Origin of the sequence: Curtobacterium flaccumfaciens pv. betae, assembly GCF_026241855.1 — a bacterium.
GTDB lineage: Bacteria > Actinomycetota > Actinomycetes > Actinomycetales > Microbacteriaceae > Curtobacterium > Curtobacterium flaccumfaciens.
Window position 1 is genome coordinate 1,194,758 of record NZ_JAPJDC010000001.1, and the last position, 26,332, is coordinate 1,221,089.

Annotated in this window: 27 protein-coding genes and 1 tRNA gene; 20 read left to right on the plus strand and 8 right to left on the minus strand. The window is 70.7% G+C overall.

What is annotated here, in order from left to right; translation table 11 throughout:
- Nucleotides 1–147: 147 nt before the first annotated feature.
- Nucleotides 148–759 (minus strand): class I SAM-dependent methyltransferase, encoded by a 612-nt coding sequence (locus ORG17_RS05640; protein WP_214526488.1) that lies wholly within the window; start codon nt 757–759, stop codon nt 148–150.
- Between the two features lie 61 nt (nt 760–820).
- Here ORG17_RS05640 and hflX point away from each other — a divergent pair, with 61 nt between their 5' ends.
- Nucleotides 821–2,362 carry a GTPase HflX gene (hflX, locus tag ORG17_RS05645; RefSeq protein ID WP_214524019.1) on the plus strand — a complete coding sequence of 514 codons (1,542 nt, stop codon included), beginning with the start codon at nt 821–823 and terminating at the stop codon, nt 2,360–2,362.
- 199 nt (nt 2,363–2,561) lie between these two features.
- Here hflX and lexA read toward each other — a convergent pair whose 3' ends face one another.
- On the minus strand, nt 2,562–3,206 hold the full coding sequence (gene lexA, locus ORG17_RS05650; RefSeq protein WP_027464773.1) for a transcriptional repressor LexA: 645 nt from the start codon (nt 3,204–3,206) through the stop codon (nt 2,562–2,564).
- Between the two features lie 235 nt (nt 3,207–3,441).
- On the opposite strand from lexA, the gene ORG17_RS05655 reads away from it, so the two are divergent.
- From ORG17_RS05655 to ORG17_RS05725, 15 genes are all read left to right on the plus strand, one after another.
- Nucleotides 3,442–3,819, plus strand: a complete 378-nt coding sequence (locus tag ORG17_RS05655; protein WP_111057444.1) for a LysM peptidoglycan-binding domain-containing protein — start codon at nt 3,442–3,444, stop codon at nt 3,817–3,819.
- A gap of 64 nt (nt 3,820–3,883) precedes the next feature.
- Nucleotides 3,884–4,990 carry a histidinol-phosphate transaminase gene (locus tag ORG17_RS05660; RefSeq protein ID WP_214526487.1) on the plus strand — a complete coding sequence of 369 codons (1,107 nt, stop codon included), beginning with the start codon at nt 3,884–3,886 and terminating at the stop codon, nt 4,988–4,990.
- Nucleotides 4,987–5,589, plus strand: a complete 603-nt coding sequence (gene hisB / locus ORG17_RS05665; RefSeq protein WP_027464776.1) for an imidazoleglycerol-phosphate dehydratase HisB — start codon at nt 4,987–4,989, stop codon at nt 5,587–5,589. Before ORG17_RS05660 ends, hisB begins: the two co-directional genes overlap by 4 nt.
- Complete coding sequence (hisH, locus tag ORG17_RS05670) at nt 5,586–6,224, plus strand: imidazole glycerol phosphate synthase subunit HisH (RefSeq protein ID WP_071405609.1); 639 nt, start codon at nt 5,586–5,588, stop codon at nt 6,222–6,224. The genes hisB and hisH overlap by 4 nt, the downstream gene beginning before the upstream one ends.
- Nucleotides 6,225–6,321: 97 nt before the next feature.
- Nucleotides 6,322–7,068, plus strand: coding sequence for a bifunctional 1-(5-phosphoribosyl)-5-((5-phosphoribosylamino)methylideneamino)imidazole-4-carboxamide isomerase/phosphoribosylanthranilate isomerase PriA (priA, locus tag ORG17_RS05675; protein WP_214526486.1), 747 nt, complete (start codon nt 6,322–6,324; stop codon nt 7,066–7,068).
- Between the two features lie 4 nt (nt 7,069–7,072).
- The gene (locus tag ORG17_RS05680; protein ID WP_027464778.1) at nt 7,073–7,888 is read left to right on the plus strand and encodes an SseB family protein; all 816 of its coding nucleotides are present in this window, start codon (nt 7,073–7,075) and stop codon (nt 7,886–7,888) included.
- Nucleotides 7,889–8,003: 115 nt separating this feature from the next.
- Nucleotides 8,004–8,879, plus strand: coding sequence for a ParA family protein (locus ORG17_RS05685; RefSeq protein WP_017885900.1), 876 nt, complete (start codon nt 8,004–8,006; stop codon nt 8,877–8,879).
- Complete coding sequence (locus ORG17_RS05690) at nt 8,863–9,666, plus strand: segregation and condensation protein A (protein ID WP_171907825.1); 804 nt, start codon at nt 8,863–8,865, stop codon at nt 9,664–9,666. The genes ORG17_RS05685 and ORG17_RS05690 overlap by 17 nt, the downstream gene beginning before the upstream one ends.
- Nucleotides 9,656–10,345, plus strand: a complete 690-nt coding sequence (gene scpB, locus ORG17_RS05695) for an SMC-Scp complex subunit ScpB (RefSeq protein WP_027464780.1) — start codon at nt 9,656–9,658, stop codon at nt 10,343–10,345. The genes ORG17_RS05690 and scpB overlap by 11 nt, the downstream gene beginning before the upstream one ends.
- Before the next feature lie 1,252 nt (nt 10,346–11,597).
- Nucleotides 11,598–12,413 (plus strand): pseudouridine synthase, encoded by an 816-nt coding sequence (locus tag ORG17_RS05700; protein ID WP_250892209.1) that lies wholly within the window; start codon nt 11,598–11,600, stop codon nt 12,411–12,413.
- A gap of 58 nt (nt 12,414–12,471) precedes the next feature.
- Nucleotides 12,472–13,584 carry a prephenate dehydrogenase gene (locus ORG17_RS05705; RefSeq protein WP_051596539.1) on the plus strand — a complete coding sequence of 371 codons (1,113 nt, stop codon included), beginning with the start codon at nt 12,472–12,474 and terminating at the stop codon, nt 13,582–13,584.
- A gap of 197 nt (nt 13,585–13,781) precedes the next feature.
- Nucleotides 13,782–14,477 carry a (d)CMP kinase gene (cmk, locus tag ORG17_RS05710; protein WP_051596569.1) on the plus strand — a complete coding sequence of 232 codons (696 nt, stop codon included), beginning with the start codon at nt 13,782–13,784 and terminating at the stop codon, nt 14,475–14,477.
- 145 nt (nt 14,478–14,622) lie between these two features.
- Nucleotides 14,623–16,143, plus strand: coding sequence for a ribosome biogenesis GTPase Der (der, locus tag ORG17_RS05715; protein ID WP_027464783.1), 1,521 nt, complete (start codon nt 14,623–14,625; stop codon nt 16,141–16,143).
- A 122-nt stretch (nt 16,144–16,265) separates the two neighbouring features.
- Nucleotides 16,266–16,892 carry a hypothetical protein gene (locus tag ORG17_RS05720; RefSeq protein WP_214526484.1) on the plus strand — a complete coding sequence of 209 codons (627 nt, stop codon included), beginning with the start codon at nt 16,266–16,268 and terminating at the stop codon, nt 16,890–16,892.
- 159 nt (nt 16,893–17,051) lie between these two features.
- Nucleotides 17,052–17,573 carry a hypothetical protein gene (locus ORG17_RS05725; protein WP_071244988.1) on the plus strand — a complete coding sequence of 174 codons (522 nt, stop codon included), beginning with the start codon at nt 17,052–17,054 and terminating at the stop codon, nt 17,571–17,573.
- A 240-nt stretch (nt 17,574–17,813) separates the two neighbouring features.
- On the opposite strand, the gene ORG17_RS05730 is transcribed toward ORG17_RS05725, so the two are convergent.
- Entirely contained in the window at nt 17,814–19,970 is a 2,157-nt protein-coding gene (locus tag ORG17_RS05730; RefSeq protein ID WP_250892192.1) for a RecQ family ATP-dependent DNA helicase, read from the minus strand.
- 75 nt (nt 19,971–20,045) lie between these two features.
- Nucleotides 20,046–21,521 carry a hypothetical protein gene (locus ORG17_RS05735; protein ID WP_214526483.1) on the minus strand — a complete coding sequence of 492 codons (1,476 nt, stop codon included), beginning with the start codon at nt 21,519–21,521 and terminating at the stop codon, nt 20,046–20,048.
- A gap of 70 nt (nt 21,522–21,591) precedes the next feature.
- Between ORG17_RS05735 and ORG17_RS05740 the strand changes: the two genes are divergently transcribed.
- The 3 genes from ORG17_RS05740 (at nt 21,592) to ORG17_RS05750 (ending at nt 23,211) form a co-directional block, all read left to right on the plus strand.
- On the plus strand, nt 21,592–22,422 hold the full coding sequence (locus tag ORG17_RS05740) for an endonuclease/exonuclease/phosphatase family protein (protein ID WP_214526482.1): 831 nt from the start codon (nt 21,592–21,594) through the stop codon (nt 22,420–22,422).
- On the plus strand, nt 22,419–23,000 hold the full coding sequence (locus ORG17_RS05745; protein ID WP_214526481.1) for a hypothetical protein: 582 nt from the start codon (nt 22,419–22,421) through the stop codon (nt 22,998–23,000). Before ORG17_RS05740 ends, ORG17_RS05745 begins: the two co-directional genes overlap by 4 nt.
- Nucleotides 23,001–23,137: 137 nt before the next feature.
- Nucleotides 23,138–23,211, plus strand: a tRNA-Pro gene (locus ORG17_RS05750).
- 94 nt (nt 23,212–23,305) lie between these two features.
- On the opposite strand, the gene ORG17_RS05755 is transcribed toward ORG17_RS05750, so the two are convergent.
- The 4 genes from ORG17_RS05755 to ORG17_RS05765 form a co-directional block, all read right to left on the minus strand.
- Entirely contained in the window at nt 23,306–24,082 is a 777-nt protein-coding gene (locus ORG17_RS05755) for a hypothetical protein (RefSeq protein ID WP_214526480.1), read from the minus strand.
- Nucleotides 24,079–24,603: a hypothetical protein gene (locus ORG17_RS05760; RefSeq protein WP_214526479.1), complete on the minus strand. Its 525-nt coding sequence runs from the start codon at nt 24,601–24,603 to the stop codon at nt 24,079–24,081. Before ORG17_RS05760 ends, ORG17_RS05755 begins: the two co-directional genes overlap by 4 nt.
- A 263-nt stretch (nt 24,604–24,866) precedes the next feature.
- Nucleotides 24,867–25,262 (minus strand): GNAT family N-acetyltransferase, encoded by a 396-nt coding sequence (locus tag ORG17_RS18490; RefSeq protein WP_214526506.1) that lies wholly within the window; start codon nt 25,260–25,262, stop codon nt 24,867–24,869.
- 296 nt (nt 25,263–25,558) lie between these two features.
- Nucleotides 25,559–25,864, minus strand: coding sequence for a hypothetical protein (locus tag ORG17_RS05765; protein ID WP_214526478.1), 306 nt, complete (start codon nt 25,862–25,864; stop codon nt 25,559–25,561).
- A gap of 82 nt (nt 25,865–25,946) precedes the next feature.
- Here ORG17_RS05765 and ORG17_RS05770 point away from each other — a divergent pair, with 82 nt between their 5' ends.
- Complete coding sequence (locus ORG17_RS05770) at nt 25,947–26,330, plus strand: hypothetical protein (RefSeq protein WP_214526477.1); 384 nt, start codon at nt 25,947–25,949, stop codon at nt 26,328–26,330.
- Nucleotides 26,331–26,332 lie beyond the last annotated feature (2 nt).

Sequence of the window (26,332 nt, forward strand, 5' to 3'; positions counted from 1 at the left end):
GGCGCGCTTCGCCCCGCTGCGCTTCGTGGGCAGAAATGGTCGGGTGCCCAGCGGCGACCCGACCATTTCTGCTCACGATGTGCGCGCTCGCGCTACGCGCTGCGCTCGCGCTACGCGCTGCGCTCGCGCTACGCGCTGCGCTACGCGCTACGCGCTGCGGCGAACCCGGATGATGCGGAAGCCCTTGGCCGTCGACTCGCGGGTGACGGAGAACCCCTCACCGAGCGCACCGACGAGCCACTTCTGCAGCGAGTCGCCCCCGAGGTCCTTCGACACGACGAGCCAGGCGTCGCCCCCGACCTCGAGTCGGGGCAGCCACGTCAGCAGGATCTGGTGCAGCTCGTCCTTGCCGACACGGATCGGCGGGTTCGACCAGATCGTGCGGAAGCGCAGGTCGGCCGGGACGTCGTCGGGCAGCGCGATCGTGACGTTCGACGCACCGGCAGCAGCCGCGTTGGCGCGCGCGAGCCCGAGCACCCGCTCGTTGACGTCGACGCCCCACACGTGGGCGTCGGGGGACTGCAGGGCCATGGTGATCGCGATCGGGCCCCAGCCGCAGCCGATGTCGAGCAGGGCACCGTCGGCAGCCGGTGCCGGCACCGAACCGAGCAGGACCTTCGTGCCTCGGTCGACGCCGTCGGGGCTGAAGACCCCAGCCGCGGTCGACAGGGTGAGGGGCTGACCGGCGAGCGTGACGTGCACCTGGCGCGGCCGGAGTTCGCTCTCGGGGGTGGCCGAGAAGTAGTGGTCGTTCGCCATGGATGAACCGTACCGGCAACCGAGTGTGTCGAAGGGCGTCCGGAGGTAGCCTGTGCACAGGATGACGGATACCCATCAGCAGAACCACCAGACCAACGACGACAGCGCAGACGGTGTCGTCGAGAGGGTGTTGCGCAACGCAGACCACCGCGCAGCATCGTCCATCTTCGCACCCGCCCAGGCCATCCAGACGCAGTCGGTCGACGACCGCAGCTGGACCGGCGACGGCGACCAGTACGACCGTGAGGACCGTGCGGCGTTGCGCCGTGTCGCCGGCCTCTCCACCGAACTCGAGGACGTCACCGAGGTCGAGTACCGCCAGCTGCGGCTCGAGCAGGTCGTCCTCATCGGCGTGTACCCCCAGGGCGACGCGCAGGACGCCGAGAACTCCCTGCGCGAGCTGTCCGCCCTGGCCGAGACGGCCGGCGCGGTCGTGCTCGACGGGCTCCTGCAGCGCCGGCCCCACCCGGACGCCTCGACCTACCTCGGCAAGGGCAAGGCCGAGGAACTCGCGATGATCGTGAAGGCCACCGGCGCCGACACCGTGATCGCGGACACCGAGCTCGCTCCCTCGCAGCGCCGTGCGCTCGAGGACGTCGTGAAGGTCAAGGTGATCGACCGCACGGCCGTGATCCTCGACATCTTCAGCCAGCACGCCAAGAGCCGCGAGGGCAAGGCGCAGGTCGAACTCGCCCAGCTCGAGTACCTGCTGCCGCGACTGCGTGGTTGGGGTGACTCGATGTCCCGGCAGGCCGGTGGCCAGGTCTCCGGCGGTGCGGGCATGGGTTCGCGTGGCCCCGGTGAGACCAAGATCGAGCTGGACCGCCGACGCATCCACACCCGGATGGCCAAGCTCCGCCGCCAGATCGCCGGGTTCCGCCCCGCGCGCGAGGCCAAGCGTGCCGAGCGCAACCGCAACGAGGTCCCCAGTGTCGCGATCGCGGGCTACACCAACGCCGGCAAGTCCTCGCTGCTCAACCGGCTGACGAGCGCGGGCGTGCTGGTGCAGAACCAGCTGTTCGCGACGCTGGACGCCACGGTCCGCCGGACCGAGAGCACCAAGGGTCGTGAGTACACGTTCGCCGACACCGTCGGCTTCGTGCGCAACCTGCCGCACCAGCTCGTCGAGGCCTTCCGCTCCACCCTCGAAGAGGTCGGCGACGCCGACGTCATCGTGCACGTGGTCGACGGCTCGCACCCCGACCCCGGGGCGCAGCTGTCCACCGTGCGCGAGGTCATCGGCGACGTCGGTGCGGGTGACATCCCGGAGATCGTCGTCTTCAACAAGGCCGACCTGATCGACGACGCGCAGCGCCTCGTGCTCATCGGACTCGTGCCGGACGCGGTGTTCGTGTCGGCACGCACCGGCGAGGGCATCCCGGAGCTCCTCAGCGTCATCGAGGATCGCCTGCCCGAGCCCGACGTCGACCTGACGATCGTGGTGCCGTACGACCGCGGCGACCTGGTGTCGTCGCTGCACGACACCGGTTCGGTCGAGTCCGTCGACTACGTCGAGGACGGCACGCGCCTGCGGGTGCGCGTCTTCCAGCGGCAGGTCGCCGAGCTCGAGCCCTACGTGGTCACGCCGGTCCCGACGGTCTGACGCTCGGCTCCGGCGGGCGCTGGAGAGCGCTGCCGCGCGGCCTGGAGGCCCGTCACGGGTAAGCCGGACGCCGTCGCCTCACCGAGACGCCCCGCAACACACGAAACGCCGCCGAATCCGGCGGCGTTTCGTCATGCAGGGGGCGTCGTACGGTGACGACGGCGTCTCGCGTCGGTGCAGCGCGGGTCGCGGGCCGTGGTCAGAGGGAGCGGAGGACCGCGACGACCTTGCCGAGGACCGAGGCCGCGTCGCCGAGGATCGGCTCGAAGGCGGAGTTGCGCGGCAGCAGCCACGTGTGACCGTCGCGCTGGCGGAAGACCTTGACCGTCGCCTCTTCGTCGAGCATGGCCGCGACGATGTCACCGTTCTCGGCGGTCTGCTGCGACCGGACGACGACCCAGTCGCCGTCGCAGATCGCGGCGTCGATCATCGACTCACCGACGACCTTGAGCATGAAGAGCTCGCCGGTGCCGACGAGCTGTCGGGGGAGCGGGATGATCTCGTCGACGTGCTGCTCGGCGGTGATCGGGACACCGGCGGCGATCCGGCCGACGAGCGGCACGAGCGTGGTGGCGTCGATGTCCGGGCCGCCGACGTCGGACGACGGCTCGTCGACCAGGACCTCGAGCGCACGCGGACGGTTCGGGTCGCGCCGGATCCAGCCCCCGAGCTCGAGCTGGCCGAGCTGGTGGGAGACGCTGGAGAGCGAGGAGAGCCCGGCGGCGTCGCCGATCTCGCGCATGCTCGGCGGGTAGCCCCGCGAAGCGATCGACGCACGGATCGCGTCGAAGATCGCCTGCTGCTTCGGCGTCAGCGGCTTCTGGCCCCGCAGTTCGTCCACCACGTCGTCTCGCTTTCGTCGGTGCCGGTCCGGCCGCGGCGGGAATGTCGGTGGTCCCCGTCAGGCTTGTCCCAGTCGATCGAAACAGTATCCGACCAGCCAGGGTCGGACAAACACCTGTTCGAGCGTGTCGCAAGAAAACCCCGCAGAAATCCCCTCCAGGACTTGTGCGTCGTCTGATTCGAAACTATGTTCGGTACACGACTTCGGTTCCACCGAACGGGAAGGCAAGAACGACATGAGCACCATCGCCATCGCTGACATCCAGCGCACCGCGGCGCCCGCCGTGCGTACCCGCCTGCGTCTGACGCGTCGCGGCCGCATCGTCTTCACGACGCTCGCCGCGCTCCCGCTCCTCATCGTCGTCGCGCTCGGCGTGCTGAACGGTGGGCAGGCCTCCGCCGGTGACGCCACCGCCGGCGGCGCCCGCACCCAGTTCGAGACCGTGACGATCCAGCCGGGCGAGACGCTCTGGCAGCTGGCCGAGCAGACGGCCCCCGACTCGGACCCGCGCGACTTCGTGCAGGACGTCGTGAGCCTCAACGCGCTCGACGGCTCCGCGCTGCAGGCCGGCGAAGAGATCTCCATCCCCACCAAGTACACCGACGGCGAGTAGTCACTCGGGCAGCGCCGTCCGGACGGCTGGTCGTGGCACGGTGACAGCGGCCTACGATGGATCGGTGGCATTCACGCTCGAAGACCTCCCGATCCGAGACGACCTGCGCGGGCAGAGCCCCTACGGCGCCCCGCAGAAGCACGTCCGTGTGCAGCTCAACGTCAACGAGAACACGCATCCCGTTCCGGACGACGTCGCTGCCGACATCGTCGAGTCGATCCGGCAGGCCCTGCTGACGGTCAACCGGTACCCGGACCGCGAGTTCACCGAGCTCCGGCAGTCACTCGCCGACTACCTCGGGCACGACCTGACCGCCGAGCAGCTCTGGGCGGCGAACGGGTCCAACGAGGTGTTGCAGCAGCTCCTCCAGGCGTTCGGCGGGCCCGGTCGCTCGGTGCTCGGGTTCCCGCCCACCTACTCGATGCACTCGATCCTCGCGTCGGGCACCGGCACCACGTGGATCCCGGCCCAGCGGAACGACGAGTTCCGCATCTCGCCCGAGACCGTCGTGGCGGCCATCCGTGCGCACCAGCCGGACATCGTGTTTCTGTGCGGGCCGAACAACCCGACGGGCACGCCGCTCGAGATCGAGACGATCGCGGCCGCCTACGACGCGACGGATGGCATCGTGATGGTGGACGAGGCGTACGCCGAGTTCATGCCGTCCGACGCTCCGAGTGCCCTCACGCTGCTGCCCGGTCGCGAGCGCCTCGTGGTCTCCCGCACGATGAGCAAGGCGTTCGCGTTCGCCGGTGCCCGGGTCGGGTACATGGCCGCGCACCCCGCCGTCGTCGACGCCGTCCGGCTGGTCCGGCTGCCCTACCACCTGTCCGCGCTGACCCAGGCGGCGGCGATCGCGGCACTCCGGCACGCCCCCGAGATGCTGGCGATGGTCGATGACATCAAGGGGCAGCGCGACCGCATGGTCACCGAGCTCCAGGCCATGGGGTACCGCACCTACGAGACCTGGTCGAACTTCGTCCTGTTCGGTGGTGTGGCCGACCCGCACGCCGCGTTCGAAGCGCTGCTCGAGCGTGACGTCATCGTGCGCGACCTCGGGATCCCGAACCACCTGCGGGTGAGTGCGGGGACCGAGGCCGAGACGACCGCGTTCCTCGACGCCATGCGGCAGGTCGCCGCCGAGCAGCCGCCGGTTAGGGTTGAGGCATGACCGCCCGCACCGCCTCGATCAGCCGTTCGACGAGCGAATCGAGTGTCGAACTCGAGCTCGACCTGGACGGCACCGGGACCTCGTCGATCTCGACCTCCGTCCCGTTCTTCGACCACATGCTGACCGCGTTCAGCAAGCACTCCCTGATCGACCTGCGCGTGCGCTCCACGGGTGACACCGACATCGACGTGCACCACACGGTCGAGGACACCGGGATCGTGCTCGGACAGGCGATCAAGCAGGCCCTCGGCGACCGCTCCGGCATCGGCCGCTACGGCGACGCCCTCGTGCCGCTCGACGAAGCGCTGGCCCAGGCCGTCGTCGACGTCTCCGGGCGCCCGTTCCTGGTGCACTCCGGCGAGCCCGCGGGCTTCGAGTTCCACCGCATCGGTGGCCACTTCACCGGCTCGATGGTCCGCCACGTGTTCGAGGCGATCACGTTCAACGCCGGCATCACCGTCCACGTCCGCGTGCTCGAGGGCCGCGACCCCCACCACATCGCCGAAGCCGAGTTCAAGGCGTTCGCCCGAGCCATGCGCAAGGCGGTCGAACTGGACCCGCGCGTCGACGGCATCCCCTCGACGAAGGGCGCCCTGTGACCGCCGCCAAGCCGAACGTCGTCGTCCTCGACTACGGGTCAGGCAACGTCCACTCCGCCGCCAAGGCGCTCGAGCGCGCCGGGGCCGAGGTCACCCTGACCTCCGACAAGCAGGCGGCGCTCAAGGCCGACGGCCTGCTCGTCCCCGGTGTCGGGGCGTTCGCCGCCGTGATCGACCAGCTCGAGGGCGTGCAGGGTGGCGAGATCGTCGACCACCGTCTGGCCGGCGGGCGACCCGTGCTCGGCATCTGCGTCGGCATGCAGGTCCTGTTCTCGCGCGGCATCGAGCGTGGTGCCGACGTCGAAGGGCTCGGTCAGTGGCCCGGCACCGTGCAGGAGATCCAGGCCGAAGTGCTGCCGCACATGGGCTGGAACACCGTGCAGGCCCCCGAGGACTCCGTGCTGTTCGACGGGCTGCACGACGAACGCTTCTACTTCGTGCACTCCTACGGGGTGACCGACTTCCCGCTCGAGGCGTACGGGCCGTTCCGTGCGCCCCGTCTGACGTGGGCCGAGCACGGGCAGCCGTTCATCGCCGCGGTCGAGAACGGACCGCTCACCGCCACGCAGTTCCACCCCGAGAAGTCCGGCGAGCCGGGCATCCGCCTGCTCTCCAACTGGGTGCGTTCGCTCTGAACCCGGCCATTGCCGGGCGCGACGGCCGTGCCGAACGCGCACCGGGCCTCCCGGCCGTCCGCAACCCCTTCTCCACCGCAACGAAACCGACAGGACCATGACCGACCTCACCGACACCCCGCCCCTCGTCCTGCTGCCGGCGGTCGACGTCGTCGACGGACAGGCCGTGCGACTCACCCAGGGCGAGGCGGGGAGCGAGACCGGCTACGGCGACCCCGTCGCCGCTGCCCGGACCTGGCGTGACCAGGGCGCCGAGTGGATCCACCTCGTCGACCTCGACGCGGCGTTCGGCCGTGGCGACAACCGCCGGGTGATCGCGCACGCCGTCCGCGAGGTCGAGGGCGTCTCCGTCGAGCTGTCCGGCGGCATCCGTGACGACGCCTCGCTCGAAGCGGCACTGGCGACCGGTGCGGCACGCGTGAACCTCGGGACCGCGGCGCTCGAGAACCCCGACTGGGCCGCCCGTGTGATCGGTGAGTACGGCGAGCAGATCGCCGTCGGGCTGGACGTCCGCGGCACCACGCTCTCGAGCCGCGGCTGGACCGAGGACGCCGGTGACCTGTGGGAGGTGCTCGACCGGCTGGAAGCCGCCGGTTGTGCCCGCTACGTGGTGACCGACGTCACCAAGGACGGCACGCTGCAGGGGCCGAACGTCCAACTGCTCCGCCAGGTGTGCGACCGGACCGACCAGCCCGTGGTGGCCTCGGGCGGGATCTCCACGCTCGACGACCTCCGTGCGCTCCGCGAACTCGTGCCGTACGGGCTCGAGGGCGCGATCATCGGCAAGGCGCTGTACTCCGGGGCGTTCACGCTGCCGGCCGCACTCGACATCGCCTCCGAGTAACGCCGTGGCGGGCATCTCGAACGGCCGTGGCACCGGGCCCGACGCCGACGACGCGCACACCCCCGGCGGGGCCGCGGACTCGGCGGGCTTCTCGTGGGAAGGCCGCACGTTCGACCACCACGACACCGCGTTCGCCGACGACGACGGACTCGCCGACCCCGCGGTGGTCGCCGCGATCGGTGCGCTCGCCGGGGGTGCCTCCCAGGCGGCGATCGTCGAGTCGCTCCGCACCGCCCGCCTGCTCATCCCACTCATCGCCGAGGCCGGCGACGTGGGGGAGACCGACGAGGGCAAGCTCGTCGACAAGACCCAGGAACTCTCGATCGTGACGGTCGCCGGTCCGGACGGTCGCAGCGTCATGCCGGCGTTCACCTCGGTCGACGCCATGCACGCGTGGGACCCGGACGCGCGTCCGGTGCCGGTGGAGTCCCGCCGTGTGGCGATGGCCGCTGCGAGCGAGGACACCCAGCTCGTCGTGCTCGACCCGAAGTCGCCGACCGAGTTCGTGCTGCGTCGTCCGGCGGTGTGGGCGCTCGGGCAGGACCTGCCGTGGGCCCCGTGCTTCGAGGACCCCGAGGTGGCCCGCGCCTTCGCCGCCTCGGTCGAGGGTGAGTCGAGCGTCGCCCGTGTCGAACTCGCGCCGGGCGACCCGGTCGGCCGGTTCGCCGGGCCGGAGCTGACGGTGGGCCTGGCACTGCACCCGGGGCTCGACCGAGAGCAGGTCGGCGAGCTCGTCGGTCGGCTGCAGCAGCGGTGGTCGACGGACCCCGTGATCGCCGAGCGGGTCGACAGCATGCGCGTCGCCCTGCGCGCTGCCTGACGAGCAGCAGCAACAGCGCAGCAGCAGCGACCGTGGCCAGGCTGCCAGCCAGCAGCGCAGCGCTCGCGCGGCGGTGCGACCCGGCCCAGCCCGAGGTCGCCGGTACGATGACGGGGTGAGCCCGAACCCGACGACCAACCCCACCGGCGCGACCACCCACGGTCCGACGGGGCGTCCCGTCCGGGACTTCCCCGTGCCCGAGGAGCTCGACAGCACCGGACCCGCCCGCATCATCGCGCTCTGCAACCAGAAGGGCGGCGTGGGCAAGACCACGACGGCCATCAACCTGGGCGCCGCGCTCGCCGAGTACGGCCGCAAGGTCCTGGCCGTCGACTTCGACCCGCAGGGCGCGCTGTCCGCCGGCCTCGGGGTCCGGACCCACGACATCCACACCGTGTACGACCTGCTGATGGGTGCCGTGAAGGACCCGAACCAGGTCATCCAGCCGACGAACACCCCCGGCCTCGACGTCATCCCGGCGAACATCGACCTGTCCGCGGCCGAGGTGCACCTGGTCAACGAGGTCGCCCGCGAGCAGATCCTGGCAAGCGTGCTGCGCAAGGTCGCGAACGACTACGACGTGATCCTGGTCGACTGCCAGCCGTCGCTCGGCCTGCTCACCGTGAACGCCCTGACCGCGGCGCACGGCGTGCTCATCCCGCTCGAGTGCGAGTTCTTCGCGCTCCGCGGTGTCGCCCTGCTCATCGAGACGATCGACAAGGTGCGCGACCGCCTCAACCCGGCGCTCAAGCTCGACGGCATCCTGGCGACCATGTACGACTCGCGCACGCTGCACTCCCGCGAGGTCATGGAGCGGGTCGTCGACACCTTTGACGACCGCGTGCTCGACACCGTCATCGGCCGCACCGTGAAGTTCCCGGACGCCACGGTGTCCGCACGTCCGATCACGCAGACCGCGCCGGACCACCCTGCCGCCCACGCCTACCGGCAGCTCGCACGAGAGCTCGTCCAGCGTGGCGCCGTCGCCTGACGCGGGGTTCCGGGTCCGGCTCGCCAACTTCGACGGACCGTTCGACCTCCTGCTCTCGCTCATCACGAAGCACGAGCTCGACATCACCGAGGTGTCGCTCGGTGCCGTGACCGGGGAGTTCATCCAGTACGTCCGGCAGGCCGAGTCCGCCGACGAGCTCGACGAGGCCAGCGAGTTCCTGGTCGTCGCGGCGACCCTGCTCGACCTGAAGATCGTCGGGCTGTTGCCCCAGGGTGAGCTCGTGGACGCCGAGGACGTCGCCCTGCTCGAGGCTCGCGACCTGCTGTTCGCCCGACTGCTGCAGTACCGGGCGTTCAAGCAGGCCGCCGACTGGTTCGGGGAGCGCTGGGGCGTCGAGTCGCGCCGGCACGTCCGCAGCGTCCGGCTCGAGGAGCGGTTCCGTGCGCGGACGCCGGAACTCGTCTGGACCCTGTCGGTGCAGGACTTCGCAGCACTGGCCGCGCTGGCCTTCGCCCCGCGGGAGATCCCGACCGTCGGCCTCGACCACCTGCACGCCCCGCTCATCAGCATCCGCGAACAGGCCGCGATCGTCGTCTCGATCCTCCGCACCCGTGATGGTGAGGGCGTCTCGTTCCGTGAACTGGTCGCGGGCGTCGACCAGACGGGTATCGTGGTGGCTCGCTTCCTCGCGATCCTCGAGCTGTACCGGAACGCGTCGATCTCGTTCGAGCAGCTCGAGCCGCTCGGGGAGCTGACACTGCGGTGGACCGCCGAGGACTGGTCCGACGAGAGCCTCGCGAACCTGGGAGCCGACTATGACGGATGACGTGCACGACACGTCCAGCGCCGAACCCGGCGGCGCCGACGAGATGGCCGACGCCCGCGCGATCGAGCACGAGATCCACGAGCGCACCGCATCGCAGGCCCACCCGACCATCCCCATCGACCGCCAGCTCGAGGCCATCCTGATGATCGCCGACCAGCCGCAGTCGCTCGTCGCCCTCGGCGCTGCGGTCGGTTCGCCCGTCCCCGCCGTCCGCCAGGCGATCGACCGCCTGGTCGCCGACTTCGACGGCGTCGACGGCACGATCCGCCGCGGCTTCGAGCTCCGCGAGGTCGGTGGCGGCTGGCGCTTCTACGTCCGCGCCGACCTGGACCCCGTGGTCGAGCAGTTCGTCGAGGCCGAGCGCCCCTCGCGGCTGTCGCAGGCCGCGCTCGAGACCCTGGCGGTCGTCGCCTACAAGCAGCCGATCACCCGCTCGCAGATCGCTGCGATCCGCGCCGTCAACGTCGACGGCGTCGTCCGAACCCTGGTGGCACGCGGCCTCATCGAGGAGTCGTTCACCGACGCCGAGACCGGCGCCATCAACTACGTCACGTCCGACCTGCTCCTGCAGCAGCTCGGCATCAACTCGCTCGACGAGCTGCCGCTCATCTCGCCCCTCCTGGACGACGGTGCGGACGGCTTCGAGCAGAACGAAGGGATCCCCGATGGCAGGGTTTGACGACCGGGGGCGCGGCGCGCCCCGAGACCGAGACGACCGCAACGGACGCTCAGGAGGCCCGGATCGCTCCGGCCGCCCGACCGGCGGACGCGGCGGGGCCGGTTCCAGTGCCGGTGGCCGCTCCGGCGGGTACGGTCGCGACGACCGCGGGGGCGCACGCCCGCCGCGTGACGACGACCGCCGTGGCGGGTACCCGTCGCGTGACGACCGTGGCGGCGACCGCGGCGGGTACCGCGGGGCCTCGGCTCCGCGTGACGACCGTGGTGGCTACCGGGGTCGCGACGACCGTTCCGGTGGTGGAGACCGTGGTGGCTACCGCGGCAACTCCGCTCCGCGTGACGACCGTGGTGGCTACCGGGGTCGTGACGACCGTGGGGCTTCCGCGCCGCGCGACGACCGCGGTGGCGACCGTGGCGGCTACCGCGGCAACTCGGCTCCGCGTGACGACCGTGGCGGTTACCGGGGTCGCGATGACCGATCCGGTGGCGGCGACCGTGGTGGCTACCGCGGCAACTCCGCTCCGCGTGACGACCGCGGTGGGTACCGCGGCCGTGACGACCGTGGGGCTTCGGCTCCGCGTGACGACCGTGGTGGCTACCGGGGCCGCGACGACCGCGGGACCTCCGCTCCGCGCGACGACCGTGGTGGGTACCGCGGCCGTGACGACCGTGGGGCTTCGGCTCCGCGCGATGACCGTGGTGGGTACCGCGGCCGTGACGACCGTGGTGCTTCGGCTCCGCGCGACGACCGTGGCGGCTACCGGGGTCGCGATGACCGATCCGGTGCCGGCGACCGTGGTGGCTACCGCGGCAACTCCGCTCCGCGTGACGACCGCGGTGGGTACCGCGGCCGTGACGACCGCACCTCGGCCCCGCGCGACGACCGTGGTGGCTACCGCGGCCGTGACGACCGAAACTCCGCCCCGCGGGACGACCGTGGTGGCTACCGGGGCCGTGACGACCGTGGTGCTTCGGCCCCGCGCGACGACCGCGGTGGGTACCGCGGCCGCGACGACCGTGGCAGCTCCGCGCCGCGTGATGACCGCCGCACCCCGGACGTCCAGCAGAGCCGCGTCTGGCACAACGGCCGCCGCTACGTCGGCGGCACCACGAGTGTGCGCAACAGCGACCGCACCACGCCGAAGCCGAGCGGGCAGCGCGACGACCGGGGCAACCCGGCCGAGGGCACGCCCGAGCGGCCGATCATCGAGGACTGGGACGCGGCGGACGGAACGGCGCCTGCCGGGGCCGAGCTGGGCCTCCAGGCAGAGGGTGAGCGCCTGCAGAAGGTGATCGCCGCTGCCGGCGTGGCATCCCGCCGGGTCGCGGAGAACCTGATCGTCGAGGGCCGCGTGACGGTCAACGGCGAGGTCGTGGACGCCCTCGGGCGTCGCGTCGACCCCGAGAAGGACGCGATCAGCGTCGACGGCGTGCCGGTGCAGATCGACTCGTCGCGGCGCTACATCGTGCTGAACAAGCCGACCGGTGTCGTCTCGAGCCTGCAGGACGAGCGCGGCCGCCGCGACCTGACGGAGTTCGTGGACCGCTACGAGGAGCGCCTGTTCAACGTCGGCCGTCTCGACACCGAGACCTCCGGGCTGCTCGTCCTGACGAACGACGGCGACCTGGCACACGTGCTGGCGCACCCGTCGTTCGGCGTGCAGAAGACGTACATCGCGAAGGTCCACGGCAACGTGAACCCCGCCGTGGTGCAGCGCCTGACCGAGGGCGTCGAGCTCGAGGACGGTCCGATCAAGGCCGACAAGGTGCGGTTGCTCGAGTCCTCGCGGGGTGAGTCGCTCGTCGAGATCACGCTGCACTCCGGCCGCAACCGCATCGTCCGTCGCATGCTCGAGGCCGTCGACCACCCGGTCCTCGAACTCGTCCGCCGGTCGTTCGGACCGCTGCACCTGGGCAGCCTGCCTCCCGGCAAGATGCGCGAGCTCGGCACGGTCGAGGTGGGCAAGCTGCTCAGCACCGTCCGTGACGCGAAGCCGTCCGCTCGTGACGACCGCGACGTCGCCCTCGACCAGGACGACGACGAGTACGAGGACGAGTCGGCGGACTGATCGACCCCGACGCTCGGGCATCGACCGATGCCCGAGCCTCGATCGGTAGGCTTGCCCGGTGACCGACGTGACCCCGACCGACATCGACCGCCGTCTGCGCGGCCCGGTCCGGGTCGTCGGTGCCGGGTTGCTCGGCGCCTCGATCGGTCTGGCCCTGCGCGAGAAGGGTGTGGACGTCGTCCTCGACGACGTCTCGCCCGCCGCGCTGGCGCTCGCCGTGGACTACGGCGCCGGGCGTCGACCGGCCGCCGGCGACCAGCCGGAGCTCGTCGTCGTCGCGGTACCGCCGGACGTCGTCGCGACCGTGGTGGAGCGCGAGCTCGCCGCCCACCCCGACGCCGTGGTGACCGACGTCGCCAGCGTGAAGTCCGGGCCGCTCGCTGCCCTGGTGGCGGCCGGGGCCGACGTCTCCCGCTACATCGGGTCGCACCCGATGGCCGGACGCGAGCGCAGCGGTCCGACCGCCGCCCGCGCCGACCTGTTCGTCGGTCGTCCGTGGGTGATCGCCGGGCACGACGGCATCACGTACCAGCGTGCCGCGGTGGTCGAGGACCTCGCGCTCGACGTCGGTGCCACCGTCGTGCCGATGGACCCGGAGTCGCACGACCTCGCCGTCGCGTACGTCTCGCACGCGCCGCAGCTCGTGTCGACGCTGATGGCCTCGCGCCTGCGGGACGCCCCCGACGGGTCGCTCGGCCTGGCCGGCGGCGGCGTGCGCGACGTCACCCGGATCGCCGCGAGCGACCCGGGGCTCTGGGTGCAGATCATCGGGGCGAACGCCGGGCACATCCGGCCGGTGCTCACCGACCTGCGCGACGACCTGTCCCGTGTGATCGACGCGCTCGGCGACCCGGACGGTGCCGGATCGCCGCGCACCATCGCCGAGACGATCGCCGACGGCAACCGCGGGGTCGAACGGCTCCCCGGCAAGCACGGCACCACCAAGCGCTTCGCCCAGGTGGTCGTCCTGGTCGACGACACCCCCGGGCAGATCGCCGCACTCCTGACGTTCATCGGGGAGATCGGCATCAACCTCGAGGACATGCGCCTCGAGCACTCACCGGGCGCACAGATCGGCATCGTCGAGGTGTCGGTGCTGCCCGAGCAGGAACAGCGACTCGTCGAGGAACTCGAGGGGCGCGGATGGAGGATCGCAGCAGCATGGGCCTGAACGACGACACGAACGACTCCGGCGTGATCAGTGGACGCGCTCCGGCCGGTGGGACCGACGGGCCCGACTCCGGCTTGCCGACGCCGACCCCGACTCCTGGCGACGGGGCACGCGGCGGTGCTGAGGGTGGCCCCCTCGGTGGTCCGGCCGGCGGCCTCGGCGAACCCGGCGGGGAGCCCGGTTCGACCAGCGCCCCGATGCCGTCCGGCCTGGCCGACGGCGCCTACGTGGCGAAGATCGTCATCGCGGTCGACGGCCCCGCCGGCAGCGGCAAGTCGAGCGTCTCCCGCGCGGCCGCCCGCGCCCTGGGCTACGGCTACCAGGACACCGGCGCCGCCTACCGTGCACTCGCGTGGCACGCCCTGCAGCAGCGGGTCGACCTCGACGACGCCGCGGCGATCCTGGCGAGCTGGGACACCTTCGACTACGCCATCGGCACCGACCCCGACGACTACTACGTCAAGGTGGGGGAGACCGACGTGACCGAGGCCATCCGCACCCCCGACGTCACCGGCGCGGTCGCCCACATCGCGAAGCTCCCGGACGTCCGGAAGCGCCTGGTCCAGCTGTTCCGGAACGTGATGCGGAAGACCGACGCCCCGGGCATCATCACCGAGGGCCGGGACATCACCACGGTCGTCGCACCCGATGCCGAGGTCCGGATCCTGCTGACGGCCGACGAGTCCGTTAGAATGGCCCGACGCTCGGCAGAGGTCACGACCCAGTCGGCCGCCGAGACCTCCGCAGCACTCGCTCGTCGCGACGCGGCGGACGCGAAGGTCGTCGACTTCATGAACGCCGCCGACGGCGTCACGACGCTCGACTCCACCGACCTCGACTTCGACCAGACCGTGCAGGCGGTCGTCGACCTGGCCCGTGCGGCCACGCACTGACGCAGACCGGACCGCCTCGGCGGGCCGATCACGCACTGACGCAGACCGGACCGCCTCGGCGGGACGGTCCACCACGGCCGGACCCCCGGCCCGGCCGGCAACGGCCACCGACACCGCGGCCCCGGCCGCTCGCGAGGAACCCAAGATGGCTCAGCTGGACAACCCGGACAACGACGACTTCCCCCAGTACGACGACGCCCTCGGCGAGCGGCTCGCCGGACTCGACGAGGCCGAGGCCGAGCAGCGCGCGACCGCGCTCCGCGCCGGGCTCGAGGAGTACGACCTCGAGGACGAAGACCTCGCCCTGCTCGAGGCCGGTCAGGTCGGCGAGGACGGCGTCCACTACCTGCCCGCCTACCCGGTGCTCGCGATCGTCGGCCGCCCGAACGTCGGCAAGTCCGCGCTCGTGAACCGCATCCTCGGTCGTCGTGAGGCCGTCGTGCAGGACGTCCCCGGCGTCACCCGCGACCGTGTCAGCTACAAGGCCGACTGGAACGACAAGCGCTTCACCCTCGTCGACACCGGCGGATGGGAGCCCGGCGCCGAGGGCATCAACGCCTCGGTCGCCGCACAGGCCGAGGTCGCGATCGACCTCGCCGACGCCGTGCTGTTCGTCGTGGACGTCACGGTCGGGATCACCGCCACCGACGAGCACGTCGTCAAGATGCTCCGCGGCACCGACCGCCCCGTCATCGTCGTCGCGAACAAGGCCGACGACGAGCGCCGTGAACTCGACGCCTACGAACTCTGGAACCTGGGGCTCGGCGAGCCGCACCCGGTGTCGGCCCTGCACGGCCGCGGCGTCGCGGACCTGCTCGACCTGATCATCAAGACGCTGCCCGACACCTCGGCCGTCGCCAAGCAGGAGGTCGGCGGCCCCCGCCGCGTGGCCATCCTCGGCCGCCCGAACGTCGGCAAGAGCTCGCTGCTCAACAAGGCCGCCGGTGAAGAGCGGGTCGTCGTGAACGACATCGCCGGCACCACCCGCGACCCGGTGGACGAGCAGATCGAGCTCGGCGGCAAGGTGTGGCGCTTCGTCGACACCGCCGGCATCCGCAAGCGCGTCCACATGCAGCAGGGCGCCGACTTCTACGCCTCGCTCCGCACCACCGCCGCGCTCGAGAAGGCCGAGGTCGCCGTCGTCGTCCTCGACGTCACCGAGCCGGTGTCCGTGCAGGACCTCCGCATCATCGACCTCGTCCTCGAGTCCGGCCGTGCCCTCGTGCTGGCCTACAACAAGTGGGACCTGCTCGACGACGAGCGACGCCGTTACCTGGAGCGCGAGATCGAGCAGGACCTGGCGCACGTCGCCTGGGCCCCGCGCGTGAACATCTCGGCCCGCACCGGCCGTCACCTCGAGAAGCTCGTGCCGGCACTCGAGACCGCCCTCGAGTCGTGGGACACCCGCATCCCGACCGGCAAGGTCAACGCCTTCATCGCCGAGCTCGTGCAGGAACACCCCCACCCCGTGCGCGGCGGCAAGCAGCCCCGCATCCTGTTCGGGACCCAGGCGTCGAGCCAGCCGCCGACCTTCGTGCTCTTCACGTCGGCGTTCCTCGACCCGCAGTACCGACGCTTCATCACGCGTCGCCTCCGCGAGGTCTGGGGATTCTCCGGCACGCCGATCAACGTCAACATGCGGGTGCGCGAGCGCCGGAAGCGCTGAGTCCTCCCACCCGTCACGCAGAACGCGCCCCGATCCGTCGGGGCGCGTTCTGCGTTCTGCGTTCGCGCTCGGCCTGGAGGCCCGCGGCCGGTCCGGCACGCCCGTGCGGCATCATTGGGGGCGTGCGTACCGGGCCGTGGGCAGCGGACCGACGTCGGCTCGCCCTGGCGGGCGTCCTCGTCGGTGTGGTCGTCGTGGGTTCGGTGTCCCTCTGGACGATCTCGCACACGTCCGACGACGGCGACACGGTCACCCGTGCCGACCCCGTGCCCTCCGAGCCGGCGCAGTCGCCCGACGTCCGACTGCCGCCGTCCAACGGCCTCGAGGAACCGATCGAGCCCGAACCCGTCCGTCCGGTCGACGGCTCGCCCATCGACCCGTGGTGGCGCCGCGTCCCGCCGGTGTCCGGTGACATCGTCGGCATCGGGGCTGCGGCCTCCGGGCACGTCCGGATCGCCGCGAACACGAGTGACGAGACCCTCGCGGTGGAGATCGACCACCTGGAGACCGGCGGGGACGGCCCCGTCGACGTCGTGCTGTCTGCGGGGACGGTGCGCGGTGGTTCGAAGCCGGTATGGACGCCGGCCGGGGAGTCCTACGACCTGTTCCAGGCCGCGGGGGTCGAACAGGGACTGACCGTCGTGCTCAGCGATCCGTGGTCACTGCCCGACGAGGTCCGTTCCCTGGTCCTGCTCGACGCCGGCACCGGCACCGTGCTGGGCGGCGCGGCACTCGTCCCGTCGGACTGAGCGGGGCGCACTGGCCGACGCCGGGGCCGTGCCGTGCTGTGTTGAACCGACGCCGGACGACACTGTCGTGGTCGTCCGACGTCGACAGTGTCGTTCCGCATCGGTGCTCGTGGCTGTGCCGCGTCCGCTGCCGCCGCCGGGATGGGGCACGATGTACTGGTGACGCAGCAGAACGACGGACTCGGTGTGCTCGCCGACCGCGTGTGGTGCCGTCTGCGGCTCGACCGGTTGGCCGGAGGCCGGCAGTCCGGGTACGTGATCCGCGAGGACATGCTCGGACACCCCGACACCGTCCGCTCGTTCCGGTGGATCCGGTGGCTGCTCGTCGCCGAGACCGTCGTGGGACTCACCGCCATCGTGGTCGCCGTGCTGCTGACCCGCGCGGGGGAGTCCCTGTCGTGGGCGGTGTGGTTCCGGTCCACCGTGGTGCTGCTCATCACCCTGACGCTCTACGTGTTCGCCTGGCGGGCGCAGCTCGGGTACTACTGGGCGTACCAGCGGCTGCGGTTGTTCAGCCGGATCTTCCCGATCGTGACGCTGATCGTCGCGGCGATCCCCGGGCTCTACCCGTTCTGGATGGTCATCGAGCAGATCCTGTTCTCGGTGCTCATGGTCGGCATCGGCGACGTGCTGACGAGCGACCACATGCGGGCGACGTTCCCGAAGCCCGCGCGACGGTAGGGCTCCGGTGGGCGGGTACCGACGCCGAGCGACGATGTCGGTGTCGTACGACGTCGGTGGTGTCGCTTCTTGCGGGCGCGGGTTGTTGCGCACGCTCGGGAGCGACGATGTCGGTGTCGTACGACGTCGGTGATGTCGTTCGGCGTCGACGCTCGCGCGGGCGGACCGGCACCACGACAGAACACGAGTCGATCGACACGTGGACTGTCGCAAAACAGGTGCAGGGGCGGCGCGACCGGGCTACGCGACCGTGGCCAGGGCGAACGGGAGCACGGCGGAGGCCCCGGCGCGCCGGAGCTCCCGGCCGGCCACGGTCATCGTCCACCGGCTGTCGACCAGGTCGTCGACGAGCAGCACCGGGCCCTCGTGCGCCTGCAGTGCTGCGGCGAGCGACGGATCGACCACGAAGGTGTCCCACACGCCGGACAGACGGTAGGCGCTGTTCGTCGCACCGTCGCCGCGGGGGGTCCCGCCAGCGCGGCCGAGCGTGCCGAGGAACTGCAGCCGCCCGATCGTGGACAGCGCCTGGGCGAGGGACCCCACGAGCTCGGGCCGTGACCGCGAGGACATCGCCACGACACCGGTCGGCCGGGTCTCCCACGGCCAGTCCTTGAGCGCCCGGACACAGCCGTCGACGAGCTCGCGCGAGATCGGGGCATCGGGGGTGGACGTCGAGAACAGCGCACGCAGGGGACCGCCCCAGCCGAGGTCGGTCAGACGGGCCACCGCACGGCCGGACTGCACGAGCTCGTCCGCGCCGATCTTGCCCCGCACCGAGACCCCGAGCGACGACATCCCCGAGGGCCACTGGGCACGCGGGGCGATCTCGACGCCGACCTTGTCGAGCGCGGCCGCCGCTCCGGACGAGTCGGTGTCGGACACGGCGGTCGGGAACCACGCCCCGGCGCAGTTGTCGCACCGGCCGCAGGGCTCGGCCGAGGGGTCGTCGAGGTCCTGCTGCAGCAGCTGCATGCGGCAGGCCGAGGTCGACTCGTAGTCGAGCATCGACGCTGCCTCGGCAGCACGGGCCGCTGCGACCCGCTCGTACCGGGGTGCGTCGTACTCCCACGGCTGCCCGGTCGACACCCAGCCGCCGGTGACGCGTCGGACGGCGCCGTCGACGTCGAGCACCTTGAGCAGGAGTTCGAGGGTGGAACGCTTGATGTCGACCAGGCCCTCGAGCGCCACGGTCGACATCGCGGTGTCGGTGGACAGGGCGCCGAGCACGGCGGCGGCTCGGGCCTCGGTCGGCATCGAGGCGCTGGCGAAGTACTGCCAGATCTCGCGGTCCTCACGCCCGGGCAGGAGCAGGACGTCGGCGTTGTCGGTCGCACGACCCGCACGACCGATCTGCTGGTAGTAGGCGACGGGCGACGAAGGAGCCCCGACGTGCACGACGAAGCCGAGGTCGGGCTTGTCGAACCCCATGCCGAGCGCGCTCGTGGCGACCAGGGCCTTCAGCTCGTTGCCCTTGAGCTGCTGTTCGAGCTGTTCGCGCTCGTCGGTGTCGGTGCGCCCCGTGTAGGCACGGACGGCGTACCCGTTGTCGCGCAGCAGCCGTGCGATGTCCTCGGCCGCCGAGACGGTCAGCGTGTAGATGATGCCGCTGCCGGGCAGGTCGCCGAGGTGCGCGAGGAGCCAGCCGAGCCGCTGCCGGGCATCGGGCAGCGTCAGGACGCCGAGGCGCAGGGACTTGCGAGCCAGGGACCCGCGGATGGTGAACACCGGGTCGGCCGGACCGGCGGTGAGCTGTTCGGCGACGTCCTCGACCACGCGCTCGTTCGCCGTCGCGGTGGTGGCCAGGACGGGGACGCCGTGGGGGAGCGACCGGATGAGCTCGGCCAGTCGGCGGTAGTCCGGCCGGAAGTCGTGGCCCCAGTCCGAGATGCAGTGCGCTTCGTCGACCACGAGCATGCCCATCCGGGCGATCAGGGTCGGCATCTGCTCGTCGCGGAACTTCGGGTTGTTCAGGCGCTCGGGGGAGACGAGGAGCACGTCGACCTCGTCACGGGCGAGGGCGGCCTGGGTCTCGCCCCACTCGTGGGCGTTCGCGGAGTTGATCGACACCGCACGGACACCGGCCCGCGCGGCAGCGGCGACCTGGTCGCGCATCAGGGCGAGCAGCGGCGACACCAGGACGGTCGGGCCGCCCCCGCGTCGGCGCAGCAGCAGCGTCGCGAGGAAGTACACCGCGGACTTGCCCCACCCGGTGCGCTGCACGACCAGAGCGCGCTGCCGGTGCTCGACCAGCGCCGAGATCGCCTCGAGCTGGCCGGGGTGGAACACCGCGTCGGGGCGCCCCGTGAGCGCAGCGAGCGCCTGCTGCGCCTCGGCGGCGATGTCCGCAGAGGGGGAGACGGAAGACGACGCGGTGGACCCGACACCAAGACCAGACATGCCCCCATGCTGTCAGCACCGACCGACGAAACCCGACCCGAGCCTCCTATCTGTGGACAACTCGACGGGGCGCGCTTACTGGTACGTGACCAACGACGGCGTCGGCTGCACGTCCTGCATGGTCTGCGCGGGCGTCAGCATGGGCGTGTCCTCGTCGTAGAAGTTCTTCCAGCCCCAGTGCAGCCCCTCCGGCGCGCCCTGGTGCAGTGCCTTCCACGTCGCCTGCTTGTCCGGCTGCGACCCCTGCCCGTCGACGTGCACGAGCATGTCGAGCTCCGGGTGGGTCTGCAGTGCGGAGCGGTCCTGGATCATCGACAGCCGGAACTGGTGCAGCACCAGGGCCTTCGGCGGCAGCCCCTCCTTCTGCACCAGCGCAGCCAGCCACGAGGAGACCTCGTTCACCTCGGACGCCGAGACGCTGCCGATCTGCTGCAGGGGCACCTGGTCCTTCGTCAGCCGCCACTCCGGGTCGAGCGCCAGCCACACGCCCGGCCTCTTCAGCAGCGACTCGTACTTCTTGGCCTGCGACAGGAAGTCCGACCGCCCGGGCTGCAGGTCGATGATGACCGGCATGTCCGCCTCGTGCGCGGCGTCGACGTAGGGCTCGAGCGTCGACACCGGCAGCTCCGTCGAGTAGTCGCCGTCGGCTCCGGCGTCCCCGGCGGCGACGGTCGCGATGACCTCCATCGCGGGCGTCACGAGCTCGTCGGACTCGGCCCGGTACGGCTTCGCGACCTGCTCGGCGCGCTGCACGGTCTGCTTCGGCCCCTGCTCGCCGAGCACGCCCAGCGCCGGCGCCCCGGGAGCCCCGTACAGCGCGACGTACCGGTGCCCGTCGAACGGCCGCTGGCCGCCGTTCCGCAGCTGGAACCCACCCTTGGCAGCCCGGACCGTCCACTCCGGGTCCGGCAGCGCGTCGAACGCCGCGCCGACCAGGACGGTCGGGTGCTTCGCCCGCTCGTGCAGCGCCGTCACCACGTCGGGTGCGGCAGCCGGGTCGGTCACGCCCTCCGGCATGGTCACGACGCGGGCGCCGGCGGCCTTCGCGGTCGCCACGGCGGCAGCGTCCGCACTCGCGTCCGCCACCACCACCGTCGCCTGCCGGGAGGCCCGGGTCGACTCCGGCGCGTCACCGCCGTCCGTCGCCTGCCGCTGTTCGACGTCCGTGTCGACCGACACGTCGCCCTCGGCCTGGTACCAGTCGGCACCGAGCCGGTCGAGCTCGCGGGCGACGGCAGCGCTCGTGTTCTCGGCCGTCAGCAGCACCGGGACGTGGGCGCTCGCCGCAGCCTTCGCCGCACCACGGATCCCGTCGGTGTCGCCGGCCCGGGCGACGACCGCTCCGGGAGCACTCGCGAACAGGGCCTTGCTGACGCGGACGGACCGGGCGGCGGCGTCCGAGGCGTCGGCCACCGAGACGGTGTCGGCCGAGGCCTTCGCCAGGGTCGGGCGGCTCGTGTCCGGTCCGCTCGACGTGCACCCGGCGGCTCCGAGCAGCAGCCCGGAGACCGCGATCGCGAACAGGAAGCGAGGGGTGGAACGAGAACGCATCGAGCCACCATACGAGCCAGACGGAGAGGTCCCTGGGAATCCGACGGGTGTCGTCTCGTAGAAGGGAGGCATGCCCCACCACCCCGACGACCGCCCGCTCATCGGACCGGTCCGGTCGCCCGAGGTGCACTGCATGACGCTGAACGTGCGTCGCCGCGTGCCGCGACAGCCGACCCACCCGGACGCCTGGGATCGTCGCCGCGACGCCGTGCTCGCGCTCGTCACGTCCGAAGCGCCCACCGTCCTCGCCGTCCAGGAGGCCCTGCCCACGCAGGCAGACGACCTGAGGTCCGGCCTCGGGGCGGGTTGGGAGCCCGTCCTGGCCGGGCGGGGAACGCGCGGCGGTGGCGAACAGGTCGGCCTGTTCCTCGACCGTTCCCGCCTCGACGTCGTCGAGCGCCGCACCTGGGCACTCTCCCGCACACCCCACCGCTCCGGCTCGCGGTCGTGGGCCACGTCCTTCCCCCGGCACGCCGTCGGAGCCGTCGTCGACGACCGCGCGACCGGCGTCAGGTTCCTGGCGATCGCCACCCACCTCGACGTCGCCTCGTCGTGGGCCCGGCTGCGGTCCGCCGAACTGCTCGGCCGGATCGTCCGGCAGCGCGGCCTGCCCGCCGTGGTCATGGCCGACTGGAACAGCCCCGCCGGTTCCGCACCTTGGCGAGCCCTGGCGGAGGCGGGGGTCGAGGACAGCTGGGGGCGGGCCTCCAGGCAGGTGGGTGAGCCCTACGGGACGTACCCGCACTACGGGAGTCCGCGCGTCGGTGGCCGGCGGATCGACGGGGTGCTCGTGACGTCTGAAGCACAGGTGGACCGCGTCGCGGTCGACGTGCGGCGGCCGGGCGGCGTGTGGCCGTCCGACCACGCCGCCGTGCACGCGGTCGTGCGGTGGGCGTCGTGATCCGCACGCTCGGACCGACGTTCCTGCGGCCGCGGTTCCTGGCGGCCGACGTGGTGCGGGCGCTGACGCTCGTGAGCGTCGTCGTGGCGAGTGTCGGGTGGGGCGGGACGGCGTTCCCGGTCATGGCGCTGGCGCTGCTCGGCGTCGTGGTGCCGCGGATGCTCGGGCTGCGGCCGGCCTTCGACGTGGCGGTGTGCGTGCTCGTGCTCCTCGCCGGGTGGTCGAGCGTGCTCGAGTGGTACACGACCGTCTTCCTGTGGGACAAGTTCATGCACGTCGTGCTGACGGGGCTGCTCGCGGCGGTGCTCTACGTCATCGGTGCCGATCTGCGGGCGGTACCCGCCCCGCACGCCGAGCGCCGGGTGGTCGTCGCGGTGCTCGCGCTGTGTGCGGGACTCGCGGTCGGGGCGGTCTGGGAGATGGGGGAGTGGCTCGGGCACAACTTCGTCGACTCGAAGATCTTCGTCGGGTACGACGACACGATCGGGGACCTGGCGGCCGACGGGTCCGGCGGGTTGCTCGTCGGGCTCGGGTTGCCGTGGTTGGCGGCGCGGCGCGAGGTGGTGCGGCCGGGCTGAGCGTGTCGTTCGGGTCGCGTTGCTCCGACTCGCCGTGGCACGGAGGGGGTCTGACGTCCGCTATGCTGGACCGGTCGCTCGCGCTCCGGTCGGACGCGGGCGAGGATCCTCCGGGGTCCTGAGTTCTCCGGAACTCGCGGGCTGTGGCGCAGCTTGGTAGCGCACTTGACTGGGGGTCAAGGGGTCGCAGGTTCAAATCCTGTCAGCCCGACCGAAAAGCCCCGATAGGACCGAGGTTCTATCGGGGCTTCGTCGGTCGTCTCAGAATCGAACCCTCGTAGTCCCCTCCTGATGAGTCGGGCAACTCATGCAGGGTGGAGCAGATGACGTTCTTCGACGTAGCGCTCGCCGGGTCTGAGGATCGAAAAAAGATCGTCTTCTTGATGTGCTTTGTCTTCTGCCACGAGGGCGTGCAGCGTGCGCCGTAAGTTGGCGCGCATTCCTGGCCTGACCCATGAGCGAAGCTTGCTGAAGGAAGCGCCTTCCGTGCCCGCGCGGTAGAGCAGAACCAAGCAGTACTCCCCTGCGCGTAGATCGCGCAGAACCCGAGGGAATCCGTTGACCTCCTGAACGGCCGGGACCTCCCTGGTCACGAGTCGGTCGATGGTGCGCTGTGCTTCGTCCGGGCCGACGGAGTGATACACGCGCATGAACTCCGCGAGCACCCAGCTCATCAAGCCGACGATGAGAGTGGCGTCCATCAGGTTCGGGTCAATGTCGGCTCCGAGGTGCGCCACATCACGGTCGTTTCTGATGGTGTAGATGATCTGGAGCGCCCGGGGGATGTGCTTGCGCACGCTTGCATCACCTGAGCCGTTGAGAAGTGTCAGTAAGAGCTGGTCAACCTTCGGCAGGGTCTTCCCTACCGGCGTGTACTTGCCACCAGGCTGCGTGGCCCACTGCAGTATGCGAAAGGCCGCTTCTGCGAATCGGGCACCCTCCACGGCGTTGGGACGGTGGTCGCCGAGGTAAAAACGCCTCTTTGACTCGAAGAACCCGTTCATCAGTTCATCCACGAGCTCGGTTGGCACACCGCTTCTGATGAATCCGTCGGTGACGGCTGAGAGGTCGGCGGCACTCACGCGGCAGAGACTCCGAGGGTGACCAGGTAGTCCAACCCGGCCTTGGCGACCTTGAATCGGCTGCCAACCTTGAAGGCGCGCTTCGCGGCGAGGTTGTTCTTCATCGACTGAGATGCGTTCGACAGCTTGACCCCTTGCTCGATCAGGAGCTTGTGCGCCTCGTTGGTGGAGAAGGTGCCGTCGGGGGTGGTCTTCGCGTGGTAGTAGCCGGCGAGCAAGATCTGGTCAGTCCCCGACTTGCTAGAGAGCGAGTGAAGTACTTGACCGAAAGGCTCGTCGACGGGGGAGGAAGCTCCACCTGCCGTCGTCCCGAAGTTTCCCGTCAAGTTGCCTGAACTGGCGGCGGCGGTGGCAGCGGGCACAGTGTCCACGACCGTGGGACCCTGCTCGATCAGGCGCGAAAGCAGCGCGGCGATAGACTCAGCGTACTGTGACACGAAGTCTTGGTGGCCGTCGACTTCCAGTTCTCCGGTTGCAAGGCTGATGCGGATGCGTCCCTGCGGTTCTGAGTTCGCGGTCATGGTCTCTCCTCCGGGTGAAGTTGGTAGCTGGGTCTACGCCAGCATCATCAGCATGATTCGCACTGACGAGCTTGTCAAGACCGAGTGTGAGCCAGTTTGCTCGCGTTTCTCCGCTTCTGTTGGGCTTTATCCGCATGCGGCGTAGTCATCAGTGAGGCGTGATGTTCAGCGCAAGTATTTGTATGCAGTAGGCGCTACTTCGCGTAAAAGGCTTCTGATCTGGGGTTTATCAGGTTGCAGTAGCAAGTGATCGCGGTCTATACCTAGTACAAATCACCGATGGATGACCGAGGTACGACGACGGACTGTAGGGCTACCTGCTCAGTGCTGCTTGCGGCCCGCGCAGGCGCAAGCGCCGTGGGCAAGAAGGCTTCCCAGCGGCCCTCGACGTCGACCTGAGCGCTCGGGGGCGCGAGCCCGGTCCTTCCCACCACGTGCATCGAGGCGGTGTGATCGGGATGGATGAGAGCCCGGATGTGTCGGACGTCGACCGAACGCAACCACATCACGACGGTTGATGTTGCCTCTACGGCGAGCCCTCGACCCTGTTCTTCTGACGTGACCAGCCAGGCGAGGTCTGCCTCGAGGCCGTCCTCCTTGCGTCCGAGGGTGGCTTGCCCGAATCCGATCGCGGGTCCGCCGCAGGCAGGGCGGACGATTCAGTTCGGCCAACCCGCGTGCCGTCCTCAGACTGGCCCTGGGATTGGCGGCGGTACCGTGCGCCCAGTTCGTCCAGGGTTGGTGGCTCGCCGCCAGTGAACCGGTAGAGCTCTGTTGGAGCCAGGGCGGTCAGCATCTCGGCTGCGTGGTCAACGGCAAGCGGTTCCAGGGCGAGACGATCCGAATCCAGGGGATCAGCCTGTGGCCACGACATGACCCGAGCCTCGCAGATCGCGAACGGCACGGGGTCTCCCGCAAAACATCCACAGTGACCACGGCCTGACTCCGCACCTGCTCACGAGAGCGGCTGTCGCCGGATCCACACGGTCACCCCGAGGTGACCGATGCCGGTCGCAGCGAGACAGACCATTCCCCACCCGATGACGCTGTGCCCGGTGGCGAGGAAGAAGATCCCGAAGGCGAGGACGAGGGCGACCAGGAGCGCACCGCAGAGGAGTAGCAGCAGGCTGGTCACGGGGCTGGCGTTCAAGGTGAGCTGCGCGTCACGCACCCAGGCCGGGGTCCGCACACGATTCACGAGGATCGCGACCGTACCCACCAGGACTGCGATGCTCGCTGCGAGCAGACCTGCTTCAGCCATGCCGAGATGGTACCGGCGAAGGTGCATGCTTCGGCTGGTCTGCGGCCTCGAACGCCCCGGCTGACGCTGACAAGATGAGTTCGTGCAGATCGAAGAAGTGGACGAGCGGCACTACGGCAGCGAAGGCGAGCGCGACACGTTCGTCGTGCACTTCTTCCATGCTCCGAGGGGCGAGACGGTTGCGCCCGACTGGGACGCCACGAGTTGGTCGGTCAGTGTGATTCGCGTCACCGACGCGACGTACCGTGCGGCGTTTGCACAGGCCCGGCGGATCGCCGCTGGCGAGGTGTTGCCGACACTGTTCTCGGTGTCCCTCGAGACCGCGGGGCCGAACGGCCCGGGAATCCTGCGACTGTTCGGGACCGACCTCAACGTGGAGGGACTCGAGCTCGAGCCCGATTCGCATGCGGCGAAACGGGAGATGTTCGCCGAGTTCTTCAGCCGCGACCGTACTGCGCACGCGTGATC